At 55.1% G+C, this 17,637-nt stretch carries 17 protein-coding genes and 1 tRNA gene; 8 read left to right on the forward strand and 10 right to left on the reverse strand.

What is annotated here, in order from left to right:
• Nucleotides 1-219 precede the first annotated feature (219 nt).
• Nucleotides 220-1,878, reverse strand: coding sequence for a cytochrome c oxidase subunit I (gene ctaD / locus GOX75_RS02940; protein WP_171121106.1), 1,659 nt, complete (start codon nucleotides 1,876-1,878; stop codon nucleotides 220-222).
• Nucleotides 1,879-2,165: 287 nt separating this feature from the next.
• Between ctaD and GOX75_RS02945 the strand changes: the two genes are divergently transcribed.
• On the forward strand, nucleotides 2,166-2,585 hold the full coding sequence (locus GOX75_RS02945) for an HIT family protein (RefSeq protein ID WP_171121107.1): 420 nt from the start codon (nucleotides 2,166-2,168) through the stop codon (nucleotides 2,583-2,585).
• Nucleotides 2,586-3,002: 417 nt separating this feature from the next.
• Here the strand turns inward: GOX75_RS02945 and lipB are convergent, their stop codons facing one another.
• Both lipB and GOX75_RS02955 read right to left on the reverse strand, forming a co-directional pair.
• The gene (gene lipB, locus GOX75_RS02950; protein ID WP_171121108.1) at nucleotides 3,003-3,659 is read right to left on the reverse strand and encodes a lipoyl(octanoyl) transferase LipB; all 657 of its coding nucleotides are present in this window, start codon (nucleotides 3,657-3,659) and stop codon (nucleotides 3,003-3,005) included.
• A gap of 38 nt (nucleotides 3,660-3,697) precedes the next feature.
• On the reverse strand, nucleotides 3,698-4,357 hold the full coding sequence (locus tag GOX75_RS02955; RefSeq protein ID WP_171121109.1) for a DsbA family oxidoreductase: 660 nt from the start codon (nucleotides 4,355-4,357) through the stop codon (nucleotides 3,698-3,700).
• 142 nt (nucleotides 4,358-4,499) lie between these two features.
• Here GOX75_RS02955 and GOX75_RS02960 point away from each other — a divergent pair.
• Nucleotides 4,500-4,586 (forward strand) — tRNA-Leu (locus GOX75_RS02960).
• Between the two features lie 290 nt (nucleotides 4,587-4,876).
• Nucleotides 4,877-5,674, forward strand: coding sequence for a sulfotransferase domain-containing protein (locus GOX75_RS02965; RefSeq protein WP_171121110.1), 798 nt, complete (start codon nucleotides 4,877-4,879; stop codon nucleotides 5,672-5,674).
• A 108-nt stretch (nucleotides 5,675-5,782) separates the two neighbouring features.
• Here the strand turns inward: GOX75_RS02965 and GOX75_RS02970 are convergent, their stop codons facing one another.
• The 3 genes from GOX75_RS02970 to GOX75_RS02980 all read right to left on the reverse strand — a co-directional run bounded on the left by GOX75_RS02970 (nucleotide 5,783) and on the right by GOX75_RS02980 (nucleotide 8,839).
• On the reverse strand, nucleotides 5,783-6,802 hold the full coding sequence (locus GOX75_RS02970; RefSeq protein ID WP_171121111.1) for a glycosyltransferase family 2 protein: 1,020 nt from the start codon (nucleotides 6,800-6,802) through the stop codon (nucleotides 5,783-5,785).
• Nucleotides 6,792-8,255, reverse strand: a complete 1,464-nt coding sequence (locus GOX75_RS02975; RefSeq protein ID WP_254428681.1) for a glycosyltransferase family 2 protein — start codon at nucleotides 8,253-8,255, stop codon at nucleotides 6,792-6,794. Before GOX75_RS02975 ends, GOX75_RS02970 begins: the two co-directional genes overlap by 11 nt.
• A gap of 281 nt (nucleotides 8,256-8,536) precedes the next feature.
• Nucleotides 8,537-8,839, reverse strand: coding sequence for a DUF6476 family protein (locus tag GOX75_RS02980; RefSeq protein ID WP_171121112.1), 303 nt, complete (start codon nucleotides 8,837-8,839; stop codon nucleotides 8,537-8,539).
• Between GOX75_RS02980 and GOX75_RS02985 the strand changes: the two genes are divergently transcribed.
• Complete coding sequence (locus GOX75_RS02985) at nucleotides 8,838-9,872, forward strand: RluA family pseudouridine synthase (RefSeq protein WP_171121113.1); 1,035 nt, start codon at nucleotides 8,838-8,840, stop codon at nucleotides 9,870-9,872. The genes GOX75_RS02980 and GOX75_RS02985 overlap by 2 nt on opposite strands.
• Nucleotides 9,873-10,018: 146 nt before the next feature.
• A complete protein-coding gene (gene rpoH, locus GOX75_RS02990; protein ID WP_170383778.1) occupies nucleotides 10,019-10,915 on the forward strand; it encodes an RNA polymerase sigma factor RpoH in 897 nt (298 codons plus the stop codon).
• A gap of 48 nt (nucleotides 10,916-10,963) precedes the next feature.
• Here the strand turns inward: rpoH and GOX75_RS02995 are convergent, their stop codons facing one another.
• Nucleotides 10,964-12,145, reverse strand: a complete 1,182-nt coding sequence (locus GOX75_RS02995) for a dipeptidase (RefSeq protein WP_171121114.1) — start codon at nucleotides 12,143-12,145, stop codon at nucleotides 10,964-10,966.
• Nucleotides 12,146-12,276: 131 nt separating this feature from the next.
• On the opposite strand from GOX75_RS02995, the gene GOX75_RS03000 reads away from it, so the two are divergent.
• Genes GOX75_RS03000 through GOX75_RS03010 form a run of 3 tightly spaced genes read left to right on the forward strand, consistent with a single transcriptional unit; the run spans nucleotide 12,277 to nucleotide 14,482 of the window.
• Nucleotides 12,277-13,251: a Gfo/Idh/MocA family protein gene (locus GOX75_RS03000; protein ID WP_171121115.1), complete on the forward strand. Its 975-nt coding sequence runs from the start codon at nucleotides 12,277-12,279 to the stop codon at nucleotides 13,249-13,251.
• Nucleotides 13,252-13,309: 58 nt separating this feature from the next.
• Nucleotides 13,310-13,579: a DksA/TraR family C4-type zinc finger protein gene (locus tag GOX75_RS03005; RefSeq protein ID WP_171121116.1), complete on the forward strand. Its 270-nt coding sequence runs from the start codon at nucleotides 13,310-13,312 to the stop codon at nucleotides 13,577-13,579.
• A gap of 15 nt (nucleotides 13,580-13,594) precedes the next feature.
• Nucleotides 13,595-14,482, forward strand: coding sequence for a DMT family transporter (locus tag GOX75_RS03010; protein WP_171121117.1), 888 nt, complete (start codon nucleotides 13,595-13,597; stop codon nucleotides 14,480-14,482).
• Here the strand turns inward: GOX75_RS03010 and GOX75_RS03015 are convergent, their stop codons facing one another.
• The 3 genes from GOX75_RS03015 to GOX75_RS03025 form a co-directional block, all read right to left on the reverse strand.
• Complete coding sequence (locus tag GOX75_RS03015) at nucleotides 14,483-16,303, reverse strand: M3 family oligoendopeptidase (protein ID WP_171121118.1); 1,821 nt, start codon at nucleotides 16,301-16,303, stop codon at nucleotides 14,483-14,485. It lies immediately after the preceding gene.
• A gap of 66 nt (nucleotides 16,304-16,369) precedes the next feature.
• Nucleotides 16,370-17,347 (reverse strand): alpha/beta fold hydrolase, encoded by a 978-nt coding sequence (locus GOX75_RS03020; protein WP_171121119.1) that lies wholly within the window; start codon nucleotides 17,345-17,347, stop codon nucleotides 16,370-16,372.
• The gene (locus GOX75_RS03025; protein ID WP_171121120.1) at nucleotides 17,347-17,637 is read right to left on the reverse strand and encodes an SCP2 sterol-binding domain-containing protein; all 291 of its coding nucleotides are present in this window, start codon (nucleotides 17,635-17,637) and stop codon (nucleotides 17,347-17,349) included. Before GOX75_RS03025 ends, GOX75_RS03020 begins: the two co-directional genes overlap by 1 nt.

A 17,637-nucleotide genomic window follows, 5' to 3' on the forward strand; every position in this document is an offset into this window, starting at 1 on the left:
ATGGGCATGACCTCGCTCACCGATTGCCTGACGCATGTCGATAGCAACGTTCTGCACATGGTGGACTGATGTGAAGGTCCGCCAATCTTCTGAAACATCATGAACTTCAAATTGCGATCTTTTTGGGAGTCTCGGAGCAACTGTCCAACGCGCGTTACCGACGGGTAATGAAAAAGCCCCGCACGAGGCGGGGCTTTCTTTGTTCCTTAATGGAAGGGATCAGTGCGCGTGGCCTTTGTCCCAGTCTTCCTGCTTTGGAAGCTGCTCGAACGTGTGTTCGGGCGGCGGGGTGGGCAGGGTCCATTCCAGCGTGTCTGCGTATTCGTTCCACGGGTTAGGGCGTGTTTCTTTAGCGCCGCGCAGCAGGGCGTAGATCACGATGCCGAAGAACAGCAGGAACGAAGCGAACGAGATGAACGCACCAATCGACGAGACAAAGTTCCACTGAGCGAATGCCTCGGGGTAGTCGATATACCGACGCGGCATCCCCTGACGGCCCAGGAAGTGCTGCGGGAAGAAGGTCAGGTTGGCGCCGATGAAGAACAGCCAGAAGTGAACCTTGCCCCAGAATTCCGAGTACTGGCGACCCGTCATCTTCGAGAAGTAGAAGTATACGCCCGCGAAGATCGCAAAGACGGCGCCCAGGCTCATCACGTAGTGGAAGTGTGCCACGACGTAGTAGGTGTCGTGATAAGCACGGTCGATACCGGCCTGAGAAAGAACAACACCGGTCACACCGCCAACGGTGAACAGGAATAGGAAGCCGAAGGCGAACAGCATCGGCGTCTTGAACTCAATCGAGCCGCCCCACATGGTTGCAATCCATGAGAAGACCTTAACGCCGGTTGGAACCGCGATGACCATCGTTGCCAGCATAAAGTAGGCCTGCTGACGCAGCGACATGCCAACGGTGTACATGTGGTGCGCCCAGACGACGAAGCCCAGAACACCGATCGCAATGATCGCCCAGACCATCGGCAGGTAACCGAAGATCGGCTTACGCGAGAAGGTGGCGATCACGTGGCTGATGATGCCGAATCCGGGCAGGATAACGATGTACACTTCCGGGTGGCCGAAGAACCACAGGATGTGCTGATACAGGATCGGGTCACCGCCACCGGCTGGATCAAAGAAGGTGAAGCCAAAGTTGCGGTCCATCAGCAGCATGGTGATCGCGCCTGCCAGAACCGGCAGCGACAGAAGAATCAGCCACGAGGTGATGAAGATCGACCAACTGAACAGCGGCACCTTGAACAGGGTCATGCCCGGGGCACGCATGTTCAGGAACGTGGTGATCATGTTGATCGCGCCGAGGATCGAGGAGGCGCCCGATACGTGTACGGCAAAGATTGCAAGGTCCATGGACATGCCGCCTTCGGTCGTGGACAGCGGCGGGTAAAGCACCCAGCCAACGCCTGAACCGAGCTGGTCATTGCCACCGGGGCTCAGCAACGAGGCCACGCCCAGCGAGGTACCAGCAACATACAGCCAGAACGACAGGTTGTTCATCCGCGGGAACGCCATGTCCGGCGCGCCGATCTGCAACGGCATGAAATAGTTGCCAAATCCGCCAAACAGGGCGGGGATGACAACGAAGAACATCATCAGAACGCCGTGATATGTGATCATCACATTCCACAGGTGTCCATTGGGGGTACATGGGTCGGCCATGAACCCTTCGAGGCACATGTACTGCACACCGGGGTGCATCAGTTCGAGCCGCATATAGACGGTCATCGCCACCGAGATAAACCCGGCCAGCGCCGAGAAGATCAGGTACAGAATCCCGATGTCCTTGTGGTTGGTCGACATGAACCAGCGGGTAAAGAACCCACGCTGGTCTTCATGATCGTGACCATGAATGGCTGCGTCTGCCATTAGGTGCCTCCTGTTACAATTCTACCGCGCAGCCGGACCTCTCCGGCGCGCGGGATTCCTGCTGGTTTTAGAATGCGAAGAGGACGCCTTCAATGGTCGAGTTTGATCTGGATCAAGATTAATTGTCGCGGGCAGGGGCCCGAAACGAGCATTGTCGGCTAAATTAACCTTTCAGTTGGGTATTGGCTGTCAAAATTCAAGCGCTGCGCGTGACAGAGGTTTCTTCGCTTGACCCTGGTGCGGACGAAACGCAGAACTGGGCGTAACGCCGAAATCGGAGATTTGACATGACCGCCTACGATCCAGAAAACATCTTTGCCAAGATCCTGAAGGGGGAGATCCCCGCGAACCGCGTTTACGAGGATGACGATACACTTGCGTTCATGGACATTATGCCCCGATCGGACGGTCACCTGTTGGTGATACCCAAAACACCGTGCCGCAATATGCTGGATGCATCTCCGCAGCAACTGGCATCAGTGATGGCCACTGTTCAGAAACTGGCCAAGGCGGTGGTGAGGGCCTTTGACGCTGACGGAGTAACGATCCAGCAATTCAACGAAACGGCCGGAGGGCAGGAGGTGTTCCATCTGCATTTCCACGTTCTTCCTCGCCACGAAGATGTTGCTTTGCGTGCGCCCGGAACAATGGGGGATTTCGACCTGATCGCGGAGCACGCCGAAAAAATCAGAACTGCTGTTGGCTGAACGTCACGCACTTGATCACCGGGTAGTCGGAACTTCTTGCGGGCCTTGGGCAGTTGATGCGGCTTCGGCCAAAGTGAGAAAGTTTGGGAAAGCCGGATGCGTGAAGTCCGGAAGGTGGATGCCCCAGAAATGAATTGCCGTTCCGATTTGGGGTCGGAACGGCAGACTCGTAAAAAAAACTTTTCCGTTTTCGCAGAAATCCCACGATTACCGGTTTAACACACCACTCACTCTAGAACGGTGAAATCAGTCTAACCGTAAATCTCGGGCCTGTATTCATTTGAGTGGGGTTGGACAGACAATTGTCATGATTCACTCGGCTTTTGCGCGAGTTTTGGGCGCGCTTTGGAAACAGAGCGCAAGCTGGGGTGTGGATTGTTAACCAATTGGAGTCGCGAAACGATTCGGTTTATGACGTCAGGCCCTTATCGTTTCGAATATTTGGGAAAAGGTTTTCTGTAGTGCGGCATCCATGTCTGCCATCGTGACAGGCAGTCCCAATTCGACCAAAGACGTTACACCATGTTCGGAAATTCCGCATGGCACGATCCCTGAGAAATGATCAAGATCAGGTTCCACGTTGATCGAGATTCCGTGAAAGCTGATCCATTTGCGTAGTCGCAAGCCAATCGCTGCCACCTTGTCCTCGGCAGGGGCGCCCGAAGCCGTCAAGGGCTTGTCATCCCGGCGCACCCAAACACCGACGCGACCATCCCGGATTTCACCTTTGACATTGAATTCCGCAAGTGACGCGATCACCCAGGCTTCTAGCTGTTTTACAAAGCGCAGGACGTCTTTCCCGCGTTTGTTTAGGTCAAGCATGACATAGGCAACCCGCTGGCCGGGGCCATGATACGTGTACTCACCGCCGCGCTTGCTTTCGTAAACGGGAAACCGATCAGGATCGGTCAGGTCTTCGATCCGGGCGGATGTTCCCGCGGTATAGAGCGGGGGGTGCTCGAGCAGCCAGACGCATTCATCTGCTTCACCGGCCGCAATTGCCGCTACCCGCGCCTCCATAAAGGCCACGGCATCGTCATAATCGGTCAAGCCGTCAGTGATTTTCCATTCCATGAGGTCTCTTACCGCGCGGTATCAGGCAGGAAAAGGGGTTACGCCGCCTCTGCCAAACAGCGCCTAAGGATTTGCGCATAGGTATCTTGGCCCTGCGCCCCTGTCACAAGGTACTTGCCGCCAAACACCATCGAAGGCACGCCCGAGATGCCGCGACTTGTCCAGAATTCCTGCTTCTGTCGCACTGGTTGCACGTGGGCACCAGAGGAAAGGACCTGCTGTCCGGCGACCCTGCCCAATCCGACGGCTTCAACAGCGTCGAGAAGGACTTTGGGATCGGAAACATCCTTTTGGTCGGTGAAATATGCCTGAAACAGAGCCATCTTTAGCGGGTGTTGACGCCCTTGGGCTTCGGCCCAGCCCAAAAGCTGGTGTGCGGCAAAGGTATTGTAGATTCGGGACTCTTCGTTGAAATTAAATAAGAAACCCAACTCTGCGCCGAGCTGCGTCAACCGATCACGCGCCTGCTGACTTTGCTCGGCCGTAGACCCGTATTTCTCAGCCATGTGCTCGCGCAGGTTTTGCCCTTCGGCCCCCATAGCAGGGTTCAATTCAAACGGGTGCCATCGGAGTTGGGCAAGCACCCCCTCTTGCTGCAGTGCCAGATCAAGCTGCCGGAAGCCGACAATACACCAAGGGCATACCACATCCGAGACAATGTCGATCTGGATGATCGGGCGCGTGTCTGTTGAAGTCATGATGCATCTCCGGATCAGGTGGCAAAGTGAAATCTGTGATACAGATATGAAGGTCGAAAAGGAATTCAATCCGGCTTGTTTTTTGCCTCTTCACATCCCGTTCCGCACCGTCTATACGCGCCTCTACCAAGTCACATACAGTGCGGTCGTGGCGGAATTGGTAGACGCGCAGCGTTGAGGTCGCTGTGGGGTAACACCCGTGGAAGTTCGAGTCTTCTCGACCGCACCAATACAATCCTCCGGGTTTTCATAGGTTTTCATGCCATGTGTGACCAGACTGTCATAAGTCGTTATTTTGTCACTCTTTTCGCGCAGTGAATAGCGCTGATTGTTCATAGGACACCATTAAGCACGCCGTGCATGACGAATTGGTTGAGGCGGTCACGCGTCTTTATTATTAGTGCCTTAAATGCCTTTGGTATCTGAACACAATTTCCAGGAAATGCCGTGTCAGGCGCTAGGCTCAACGCAACAGCGAATTGACGTGTTCAAAACATCAACTCAAGAGAACTTTCCGCGATGAAGCCTAGATTTTTGTGCGTCGGTACACATCACAAGACTGGCACAATTTGGATGCGAAAGGTTTTTCGTGAAATCCATCAAGATCAATCCATCCCATTTATGCAGTGCTACAGAGCGAAAAGACTTGCTGACGCGGCTGAGACAGGGCCACAGATTATTGTGAATTGGTCGTCTAAATTTCCTAGAGAGCTCCTGGAGCTGGGTCACGCCAGATTTCTGCACGTTATCCGAGACCCGCGTGATGTGCTGCTGTCCGGCACCCGCTATCACCAGATAGCGCCGACCGGCAATGAGAAGTTTCTGCGAGAGACAAGAGTAGAATGGGATGGCAAGACTTACAAAGAGTATATTTCCAGCCTGCCAAATGAGCTCGACAAGCTCATGTTTGAAATGGAAAACAAGCACCATCAAACTCTGACCGAAATGATGGCTTGGCCATATGGTCATGAGAACGCGATAGACGTGAAGTACGAGGATTTGATCGAAGACTCGACGTGTGATTTGTTCCGAGAAATTCTTAGCAATTTTGACATTGAAGGATTGGATATCGACAAAGCCGTGCGGTCCTATTGGAAGCACTCTTTGTTTGGGGGCTTGAAAAAGAAAACTGACCGAGCGGAACGGATTTCGTTGCATATCGGGTCAGGGGCTAAAGCGCAGTGGCAAAGCAAACTGCCACGTGAAGTCGCCGAGGTTTATGAGGCGCGCTATGGTGGTGCTCTGAGGAAGCTTGGCTATGAAAGTAACTCGGATTGGGTGAAGACCTGCCCGCCAAGCAGTCAAATCTTCGCATAATTGCCGTCGAAAAACCGGAATAGCGTGGCTCGGTGTGTCGCGCCGCAATCGGTCGGATTCAAATGAGCCGTGACTTTGGCTTGCATCAAAGATGCAACGACCCATGCTTCATGAAGTTTCAGCTTCCGGTTTCGGAAAATACCCAGAATCCACAAACTCTCGAAACTCGGGCGCCTCAAGTTGATAATCCAGAACACGTCGCGCGCAGTCGTGGCAGGATCGAAGCAGAGCCGCCAGATCGCCATCTTTCAGCCAATCAGACATAATTGAACGAATGGCTGAGGTGTCGATTGAATCGTCATGGCTTGTGTTGATGTCGTATTTCCCAAAATACTCCATGTCGATGCGGTCTTTGTTTTTTGAATTGGCAGTTCCACGTAACCGCTTGAGCAAAAACTCTTCCCGGCTTTTGACCGCATAGTGATTTACTTGTGCAGTTTTGCCTGTGACGTTGTCTCTGTTGCCGCGCCATCCTTTTTGAAGAATATTCCCGCCCATTGGCTTTCCGTCCGCGTTTGTCCAACGCGCCATGTCTGGCTCGATCTCGCGGTGTTTGAAAAAGCGGGGGCGGTGCACTCCGAAATAGTCGAACGTTGAAGGGCGGAACAGCGTTTTGAAACCCCAGACCAAACCGTTTTCAGGGGCCTCGAAAGTTGATCCGCGCGTGAAGCGTTGCGTGACCAGAGCTTCTGGGTTCCAATGTTCCAGCCCACATGACCCCATAAGGCGCCAGTTGACGGATATCGCGTCTGGCGCGCCACAATTGTCGATCAATGCATCTATGCTGCGATCGCCTACGTGGATGTTAAGGAATTCATCTGCGTCAAGTATGAGCACCCAATCGGCATCCCGCACCCAGTCCATTCGGTTCGCTCGTGAGTAGGCAGCGCGCTGCGGGTCCATCCTCGGGCCGATGGGGTTATCAAAGTGACGGACCACCCTCAATTGATCAAGGCGGTTGAGCATTAGATTGGTGCCATCGCTGCAGTCGTTGGAAAAGATGCAGAAATCGTCAATGCCAATTGATTTGTGATAGGCCAGCCATTCCAGCAGGTATATTCCTTCGTTTTTTACCGTAGAAAGCAACAGCTTGCGGCCTGCGTTCGGGGGGGTGTCTTCAGTTTTCATCCTCATCCCCGTTGGTCGGTCGTTTCAATACCCCCTTGGCACTGTATCTGCCAACTGCGTGTTTCACGGATTGGGCTTTACCTACCACGTCAGAAACGCGGTTGTCGGCCTCATCTGCCGCTTGAGCAGCCAACGCCATTTTAAGGGTGCGGTCCTTGGACAATGGTACACCCAAACCTGCGGCAGCCTCAGTGTTCATAAATGGATTGTCCGGGCCGTTTTCGTCATCCATTCGGTTGTCGGCCCCCGGTTCGTCGCCTTCAAGGGCGTTTGCCGGGGCCTTGCCGGAAAGTTCAAGCAACTCGCGGCGCGTTTGACCTTTTTTCGCCGTCTGAGTCTGAGCGATCATTTTGGCAATCTCGCTGTCGGATACTCCTTGTGCCTGCAGCTCCTTGACCTTCAACTGCCATTCTTTTGGCAAGTGTTGAACAAAGAGAACTTCGTCAAGCTTATTCAGCGGAACCTGACCCGCTGTCTTCAACTCTTCCAGCCATCCTTCATATTCTTCGGTCTCGCGCAGTTGTCGAACGCGGTTCTCATGGTGGTGGATTGCTTTGTCCTGCAGTTCCCGCATTATCGGGTCGGCCAGGATCGCTTCGATTTTTCGCTTGGTCGCGCGAATATGACGCTTCACGTTGGTGGCTTCGGACTCGTTTCGATCAAAAAGCGCGAAATAGGCGGCGTTATACTTGTCTGGTTTGTTGTTCACATTGCCCCGAATGCGCCTGAGCAAATATGACTCGTATGACTTGACCGCATAGTGGTTCATCTCGACCAAGTCATACCCCAAGGTCGGTTTCGTAGAGCGCCAGCCTGACAAAGAAAACTCGTGCGGCATGGGATCGCCTGATCCGTTTAGCCAGAACTGGTCCAAAAGCAGTTTGGCGTTGGCGGGAAGTTTCTTGGCTTTTTTTATGTGCGGTCGGTGGATGCCAAGTTTCATGTCCAGATATGGCTTGAAGAGGGTTTTCACCCCCCAGCCTTTTGGAAACCTATCCGGCGCGGATCGGGTGTAAGATTCGATTGCCAACCCTGGGTCCCATCGCGTCAGGTCATTCGATCCGAAAAAGCGCCAGGTAATGGCAATCCCATCTGCCTTGGGGTCAATGTTTTCCACAAGGTCTGTGATCCGGCCGCGCCCAACTTTGATGGAAAGGAATTCGTCCGCGTCCATCGTCAGAATCCATTCGCTGTCGATCACTTCCGGATTTCTGGTTCCAAGCGCAAGGGCATTTGGCTGCGGTTTGCGCCCCTCGGGTACGTCGTTGCGGAAGTGTTGTACCCATCCCAGCTCTTGCAGACGGATCAGCATGTCGTCTGTGCCGTCGGTGCAGTCGTTTGTATAAACGACGATATTATCGAAACCTATGTGCTTGTGATAGGCGACCCATTCCACCAACGAATGACCTTCATCCTTCATCATGGACATGATCGTGAAGCGGTGTTTGGGCATTAGTTCTCCATGCCTATCGGTTCCGGCGATAAACAGCTCTTACGAGGGTCTTTCCCGATCCAAGCGGTTCGAGGTTTTTCGCGCATAGTGATGTTCACGGACATTCAGTAGCAAATTCAATGCTCAAGTTAAATTCCACAATCTGGCGAAAGCGGGTATTTTTGAACCTCTTGATGGAAGCCTGATGGCGCAAGCTGCGGGGCATTCTGCCTTGAGGTTGTCAAAATGGTTCGATCAGACGCAGCCAGACCAAATCAAACACAGCCTGTCCTTCCAAAGCTTTACTCGACCTGAACTTCGCTGCGCAGCTTTCCGGTTGTTTTGTCAAATATCAAAATACGATTGTCATCGGTCACGACCGCGTACCAATTGTAGCCAATCGTCACAGCCTGTGCCTTTGCGCCGCCCGGCAGTTCAATCTGGTCGGGCAGAGTGGGGGTTCGGTCCGATAGCCGGATGACAATCAGGGCGAATGTCACTAGAACGCCGCCAATCATCACCGCGGTCAGCAGCATGACCATTCGCCGCAACAATCTGATCTGCGGCGTTTCCAGCGGTTCTTGGGGTTCGGAAGGGACAGTCATGGGCACTCGCCAGATTGAATTTCACATCGCGGCTGATCCGCCGTCACGCCTTGATAAGGCGCTTTCGCGTGATGTGCCAGCCGAGGAAAACCTTTCGCGTACCCGATTGGGGCGTCTGATCGAAAGCGGTGCTGTTCTGGTTGACGGTTCTCAGGTCACGGATCCTAAGGCCAAGGTCACAGAAGGGGCCACGGTCAAGATAACCGTTGCAGAAGCCGAGGATAGCCATATCGGACCCGAAGAAATTCCCTTGGATGTCGTGTTTGAAGACGATGACTTGATCGTTATCAATAAACCGGCGGGGATGGTGGTTCATCCGGCGCCGGGATCTCCGAACGGGACGTTGGTAAACGCGCTGCTGCATCATTGCGGATCGGATTTGTCTGGCGTCGGTGGTGTGAAGCGCCCCGGCATCGTCCATAGAATTGATAAAGAAACCAGTGGCTTGCTGGTCGTCGCTAAATCAGACGCAGCGCATCACGGTTTAGCCGCCCAGTTCGAGGCGCATACGGTCGAGAGGTATTACCGCGCTATCTGTTACGGGGTGCCGGATGCGAACGACCCCAGATTGCGTGGGGTCAAAGGGGTCAGTTTTGAGCCCGGCAATGTCATGCGTCTGACCACGCAACTGGCCCGCCACAAGACGGATCGTCAAAGGCAGGCCGTTCTGTTTCATGGTGGCAGGCACGCGGTTACGCGGGCGCGGGTCGTTGAGACTTTTGGCGCTCCTGCTGGGTTGGCCCTGATCGAATGCTGGCTGGAAACGGGACGCACGCATCAAATCCGGGTCCATATGGCGCATGTGGGGCACGGTTTGGTCGGTGATCCGGTCTATGGAGGTAAGCGAAAGCTGGCCGTCAAAGCCTTTGATCCCGCAACTGTCGAAGCGGTGCGCGCCTTTCCCAGACAGGCCCTGCACGCGGCTGTTTTGGGTTTTGAGCACCCGATCACAGGCGAATCTTTGCGGTTTGAGGCAAATCTTCCCAAAGACATGGAGAATCTGATTGATCGGCTTCGCGCGCCACTGTCATAATGTGCAAACCATTGTGAGTAACGCGTTCTTATCTTTCCTTTATAGATCGTTAATTCCAAACTGTTAAAGGTACCTCTTGAATGGATCGGGACGACCTCCCATATCCTATGTTAACGAACTAAACATTTGTCGGAGGGACATGAAACATGGCAAATTACGCAAATCTCCCCGCGCCGACGCCGGAAGGCGGACTGAACCGCTATATGCAGGAAATTCGCAAATTTCCCCTGCTGGAGCCGGAAGAAGAATACATGCTCGCCAAACGTTGGGTGGAGGAGCAAGATACTGAATCTGCGCATAAAATGGTCACATCGCACCTGCGATTGGCGGCCAAGATCGCCATGGGCTATCGCGGCTATGGATTGCCTCAGGCCGAGGTGATCTCTGAGGCCAATGTGGGTCTGATGCAAGCCGTGAAACGGTTTGACCCTGAAAAGGGCTTTCGCCTGGCGACCTATGCGATGTGGTGGATTCGTGCCTCGATTCAGGAGTATATCCTGCGGTCGTGGTCACTGGTGAAGTTGGGTACGACTTCGGCGCAGAAAAAGCTGTTCTTTAACCTGCGCAAGGCCAAAGCCCGTATCGGCGCGTTGGAAGAGGGCGACTTGCGTCCCGAAAACGTGACACAGATCGCCAACGATCTGGGCGTGACCGAAGAGGAAGTGATCAGCATGAACCGCCGGATGTCCGGTGGCGATGCTTCGCTCAACGCGACGGTTGGGTCCGAAGGCGAAGGCACCATGCAGTGGCAGGACTGGCTTGAGGACGAAGATGCCGACCAAGCTGGTGACTATGAGGCGCGTGATGAATTGGACGCACGGCGCGAGCTGCTGGCTGCTGCTTTGGAGGTTCTGAATGACCGTGAGAAGGACATTCTGACTCAGCGCCGTCTGATGGATCAGGCCGTCACGCTGGAAGAGTTGAGCACGCAGTACAATGTCAGCCGTGAGCGCATTCGTCAGATTGAGGTGCGCGCGTTTGAAAAGCTGCAGAAAAAGATGCGTGATCTCGCGCGTGAAAAGGGAATGTTGGGAACGGTTTAAGCCACCCTAATTCTGGAAAAGCCCGCCGAAGTTGGCGGGCTTTTTTTGTTACTGGGCAAGCTGTTGCCTGAACACGCGCACCATGTTTCCGCCCATCACCTTGCGGATTTGATCCTCGGTCAACCCTTCGTAAAGTAGGGCAGAGGTCAGAGCCGCCAGTTCGGATGTGTCAAACGCGGTCTCGACCGAACCGTCATAATCTGACCCAAGCGAAACATGGTCTTCGCCAACCGTTTCAACGGCGGCCTTGATCATCTTGGCGATACCGGTTGGCGTGATGTCCCCACAGGTGACGTCCGCCCAATATCCCATGCCGATGACGCCCCCGGTTTCGGCAATACCCAGCATCAGATCGTCAGGGTAGTTCCGTTTGACGGGGCAGAACCCATGCAACCCACCGTGGCTGACGATCAGGGGGACGTCTGTCATTGCGATCACGTCCCGCGCGACCTGCGGGCTGGAATGCGCAAGGTCGATCACAACTGGCATCGCTGCCAACTCTGCTACGACCTCACGCCCGAAGTCTGACAGTCCGGTATTTGCCTGCCCGTGAAGCGATGCACCCAGTTCGTTGTCGAAAAAGTGGTGAAGCCCGAACACCCGATGCCCGGCGTCAAAAATGTCATTGAGATTGGCCAAATCACCTTCCAGTGGATGACTACCTTCGATGCCCAGAATTCCGCCTACGATTGGCTTGCCCGCGGCGCGCGCTTCAAGCACCTGTTCCAGATCATCGCGTGTCTTAACGACTTTAAGCTGGCCATTGGACGCGGCCTCGAACTGGTGGAGCTTTTCTGCCTGATATATCGCGCGTTCCTTCAGACTGCCCCATGTACGCAGCGGCCATAACTGACCGACGGCCAGAAGGGTGATGTTGTCAAACGACTCCGCGGAATTGGCTTCATAGTTCTGGCCCGCCGGGGATTTCGTTACAGCGGTGAAAACCTGCAGGGCCACGTTTCCTTCGATCAGGCGCGGGATATCGACCTGTCCGCGTGTACCACGCTCAGTCAGGTCCCGGCTCCACAGCAATGGGTCGGCGTGAAGATCACCGACGATGAGGGTCTCGTGCAAGGCGGCGGCATCATTCGTCACATCGTAGGGGGCGTGCGCAATGACATTGTTGCGTTCCGCTTCGATGTAAGGTGGTAGAAACACGAAGAAAACCAACGCCCCGATAACCACCGTGACGGCGATCAGGATACCAACCCATTTGAAAAACCTGCGCATTTGCTCTCCCTCTCGTTGTTGGCGCTAGGTTACGGAGAATGCCTGCCGAGAAAAGCCTGACTTAACGTCCACTGGTTGATAAAGAGGTCACGGCGGCACGGGCCGGCTGAGACTGGATTGGGAGGAGACACATGCAAAAACCTGTTCAATGGGGCGTTTTGGGCGCTGCCAATTTCGCGCGTCGCTATATGGCTCCGGCGATCCATGCGGCAAATGGTTCGCGTTTAGCCGGGCTTGCCACGTCCAGCGCAGAAAAAGCCCAGCCGTTTCAGGCGTTTTGCCCTGATCTGAAAGTCTATGACGACTATGAGGCGATGTTGGGGGATCCGAACATCGAGGCCGTCTATATCCCGCTGCCCAATCATCTGCACGTGGAATGGAGCCTGAAGGCGCTCGAGGCTGGCAAGCACGTATTGTGCGAAAAGCCGATGACGATGCAGGCCGCTGAATTCGATGCGTTGATTGCGAAACGTGACCAAACTGGGCTGCTCGCGGCCGAAGCGTATATGATTGTGCACCACCCCCAGTGGCAGTTCACGCGCAATCTTATTGCGGACGGAGCGATTGGGAAGCTGGCGCATGTGACCGGCGCATTCAGTTTCGACAATCGCGCCGACACCGGAAACATCCGAAATCGGGCTGAGACTGGCGGCGGTGGCCTTCGCGATATCGGCGTTTACGTAATCGGAAGTGCCCGGTTTGCAACGGGGCAGGAACCCGTTTCGGTGCAGTCCGCGATCCGCTGGGAAGACGGCATTGATGCCTTTACCGAAATTCGTGCGCAGTTCCCGGATTTCACCTATTCCAGCTATGTCTCCATCCGAATGCATCCACATCAGGAAATGGTGTTTCACGGCGAAGGGGGTGTAATCCGCCTTACGGCACCGTTCAACGCGCGGGTTTTCGGCGAGGCGCGCGTGGAATTGCATCGCCCCGGTCTGGAAGTGCAGGTCACGCGTTTTCCCGGCGACGATCACTACAAGCTGCAGGTCGAAGCGTTCTGCCGATCGGTCCGTGACGGTGCAGATTACCCATGTTCACTTGAATTCTCGCGCGGCACGCAAGAGGTTATAGACCGCGTTTTCGAGGGCGCGGAACCCCTCTGACTTGCACGCCGCCGCGCAACTGGACTAACCTGTCGGGTACCGGATGAGGAGAGTGCAAATGGCTGGCGGCTGGGCGCGCGATGGCGCGGTGGGTGAACAGATCGAGGCGTCAATTTCAGACGAGCTTGCCCGGATGCAGGCCCAAAAGCGCCCTGTAGGGCAAAGCCTGACCCATTGCGCTGAGTGCGAAGAACCGATCCCTGAAAAGCGGCGGGCCGCCATTCCAGGCGTGAAACTGTGTCTGGATTGTCAGCAAGACCGCGACGGGACCCACAAGTCGCGCGTTGGGATCAATCGGCGCGGGTCGAAAGACAGCCAGCTTAAATAACGCCGGAGGTACCGCTTGTCCGACATCCGCACCCAGCAGTCGATATGGCAAAACGGGCTGGTTTTGGGGTTTATGGCGGCGTTCCTGTGGGGCACGCATAGTGTCATCGTTCGGTTTCTGACCAACGATCTTGGTGGAATGCAGATCGCCGTATCACGTCTGTTTATTGCTGCGCTGGCGATCTATGGCCTGCTGCGTGTTTTGAACGTTCCGGTGTCAGTCCGATGGCGCGATCGCTATTTTCAGCTTGCTGTCTTGTCCACCGTTATCAACTACATCCTCTTTCACATAGGCCTGGAACATACCGGGGCCGCAAATGCCATGGTGCTCGAGAACACGGCACCGTTCTTCGTGTTGGTATTTTTGTACTTTTTCGCCGAAACACCCGTTACCCGAACCGATGTTCTGGCGACGGGCCTCGCGATTTTGGGCGTGTTTCTGACCGTTTTTCAAGATTTTCAGGGCGGTGGCGAACCGTTGTTCGGCGATATTCTTGAAATCGGCGCGGGCCTGAGTTGGGCGGTATTCCTGATCGCAAGCAGCCGGGCAATGCGAAACTCGAAATCCACTGGCGAGCGTTTGAATTTTCTATTCGGGATATTCTTGTGCTCGGGACTGCTGTTGCTACCATTCGCGGCACTGTCCATGCAGGTGCCGACGGCAACAGACCTTGTGTTCCTGATCCTTCTTGGTGTTTTGCCGACGGCGTTGGCATATTATCTGTGGTACGAGGCTGCTGCGCGTGTCTCTACTCTGACCGCGACACTCATGTTCGCGGCCTCGGTCGTGTTCACATTCATCAATGCGGCGATATTCTTGGGGGCCGCGATCACGCCAATCGCGGCCACAGGTGCTGTACTGATTGTGATCGCCGTCTTTTTGACGACCAAGAAACAGACGTGATCAGTCTTCCATCGCTTCCAGTTCGTCGATGAAGCCCGAGATCATGCTTAGCCCTTTGTCCCAGAACTTTGGATCGCTCGCGTCCAGCCCGAAAGGGGCCAGCAAGTCTTTGTGATGCTTTGACCCACCTGCGCGCAGCATTTCAAAGTACTTGTCCTCGAACCCTTCTGATCCGCTTTCGTAAACCGAGTAGAGCGCGTTGACCAATCCATCGCCAAACGCATAGGCGTAAACGTAGAAGGGCGAGTGGACGAAGTGCGGAATATAGGCCCAGAAGGTCTCGTACCCCTCCATGAACTCGAACGCGGGCCCAAGGCTTTCGGCCTGAACGCTCATCCAAAGGGCGTTAATGTCGTCGGGCGTCAGTTCACCTTCGCGGCGGGCTGCGTGGAGTTTGCATTCAAAGTCATAAAACGCAATTTGGCGGACGACCGTGTTGATCATGTCCTCGACTTTTCCGGCCAGTAGCACCTTGCGCTGTTCCGGCGTATCGGCCTGATCCAGCATCTTGCGGAAGGTCAGCATTTCGCCAAACACCGACGCTGTCTCGGCCAGAGTCAGCGGGGTCGAAGACAACATCTCACCTTGATCCGCAGCCAGTACCTGATGAACGCCATGGCCCAGCTCATGCGCAAGCGTCATCACATCGCGAGGTTTACCCAGATAGTTCAGCATCACATAGGGGTGCACGTCAGTCACGGTCGGATGTGCAAACGCACCGGGCGCCTTGCCCGGTTTCACCGCCGCGTCGATCCAGCCTTTGGAAAAGAAGGGGGCCGCGATCTCACCCATGCGGGGATCGAATGCGTTATAGGCGTTCATCACCGTTTTCTCGGCTTCGTCCCAGCCTACGACACGCGTGTCTTCCATCGGCAGCGGTGCGTTGCGGTCCCAGACCTGCATGACGTCCAGCCCCAGCCATTTGCGTTTTAGCTCGTAATAGCGATGGCTCAGCTTGGGATAAGCGGCCACAACCGCCTCGCGCAGCGCCTCGACCACCTCAGGCTCGACATCGTTTGATAGATGGCGACCGGTTTGGGCGGTCGGCATGTTGCGCCAGCGGTCCACGATTTCTTTTTCCTTGGCCTGCGTGTTGTGAACGCGGGCAAAGGTCTTGATGTTGTCCTGAAAGACCGAGGCCAGCTCTCGCGCTGCTGCTTCGCGCTTGTTGCGGTCTTGCTCGGTCAAGAAGTTCAATGTGCCTTCGATGTTCAGTTCTTCGCCGTCGACCGTAAAGGTCAGTCCGGCGATGGTTTCGTCGAAAAGACGTTCCCATGCGTCGCCAACCACACCGAGGTCATGCAAAAACTTTTCCAGTTCATCAGACAGTTGATAGGGTTTCATCGCGCGGATACGGCGGAATACGGGCTCATACCGGGCAAGATCAGCATTCTCCGCGAAATGCGTCTTCAGCACTTCGTCGTCGATGCGGTTGATTTCCAATGTGAAGAAGACCAGCGGGGTGGTGAAGATCGTGATCTTTTCCTGCATGTCCGACAGGAATTTTGCGCGCTCGGCATCCGTGGTCAGTTGGTAATAGCGAAGCCCGGCAAAGGACATGATCCGTCCGGCTATCGCGTTGATCTTTTCGTTGCGCAGAACGCATTGCAGCAGGCCGTCGGCATCCAAATCAGCCAGCTTACCTTCGTAATCGGCGGCGAAAGAAGTACATTCCCCTTCCAGCCATTCCAGATCGGCAGCCAGTTCACGCGCGTCCTCAGAGCTGTAAAGGTCCGTCAGGTCCCATTCCGGCAGGTCGCCAAGATTGTCGGCTCCTCCGACTGCATTTGCGTCACGGACGGGAAAGGGAAGGTCGCGCATGGATCACCTCGAAAATCTGCATTTGCAAACATCTAGGCGCGACGCTCAAGGATCACAAGCAGGGTCTTAGCTCGACAGGGCCGCATTTGCCTCAGGGTCGGTGCTGGCTGCGCCGAAATGGGCTGCAAGCTGGTCAAATACGGGGCCGCGGACATCCGGCGCTTCCATCATCACTTCGTGTTCACCGTCTGGAATTTCGACCAGAGTTCCATTTGGCCAATTCGCCATACGAGCACGGATCGCCTTGCGGTCGACGATCTGCTCATGCGAGCCAAGGAAGGTCAAGCAAGGGGTGGAAGGGGCGGTCTGCGCCATCAGCCACGAACACTCATCCAGCGCCTCGCGCAACCAGATGGTCGACGGCGCGCCCAATGTCAGCTCAGGATGCGCGACCAGTTGATCCTGCATCATCTTGTACATGTCAGGATCGCGGGTCAGTACATTGCCGTCAAAGGGTTGGGACAGAACATAGCTTTCCAGCGACGTAGTTGGAGGTGTCTTTTCACCAAGGCCAAAACGAGGTCCCCAATAAGCCGTCAACCGGCCAAGAGGTTTCATCAGGGGCGTAAAGAAGATTCCCCACATCGGCCCGGTAAAGGCGCAGGCGGCAAAGCAGTCGTTTTCCAGTACCGCCCGCAAACCGATTGCACCGCCCATCGAGTGGCCGATGACATACCAGGGTTTTGGCAGGTTCTGACGCTGGGCCAGATCAAGAACGGCCCTTACGTCGTGTTGGTAATCGGTGAACTTGTCGACATGTCCAACACGATTGTCATCCAGCAGGCGATCCGCCAGCCCCTGACCACGCCAGTCAACAGAAAGAACAGCATACCCACGGCCCACAAATTCGGATGCGGCTTCGCCATATTTTTCGATATATTCTGTTCGCCCCGGGAATATCATTACCGTTCCGCGGGCTTCGTCTTTGGGCGACCAATGGGCGGCGCGAATGCGCACGCCATCTTCGGTGTCCAACCAGTGCGCCACACCGCCAGAGGGTGCGCCGGCCACGTCTTCAAACAAAGGGGCCGGCGACATTTTCATCAGGCCAGAGCCGATGCTAGCTGCATGGCGATACTCATGTCGCCATCAACGCTGAGTTTGCCGGCCATGAACGCACCGGTCGGGTTCAGCTCACCGCTGAGAATTTGTTCGAACGTGTCGACATCCGCGCTCATGGTGACGTCGGTTTCTTCATCGCCAACGCGTGCACCGCTGCCGTCCAGAACAATCGAACCAAGACCTTCGATGGCAAATTTGGCCGATGCGCCAAAACCGCTGCCGTCCAGTTTTTCGTTCAGCGCTGCTGCGGCTTTCTCCAGAGTGTCGCTCAT

This window comes from Ruegeria sp. HKCCD7251 (assembly GCF_013031165.1).
Classification (GTDB): Bacteria; Pseudomonadota; Alphaproteobacteria; order Rhodobacterales; family Rhodobacteraceae; genus Ruegeria.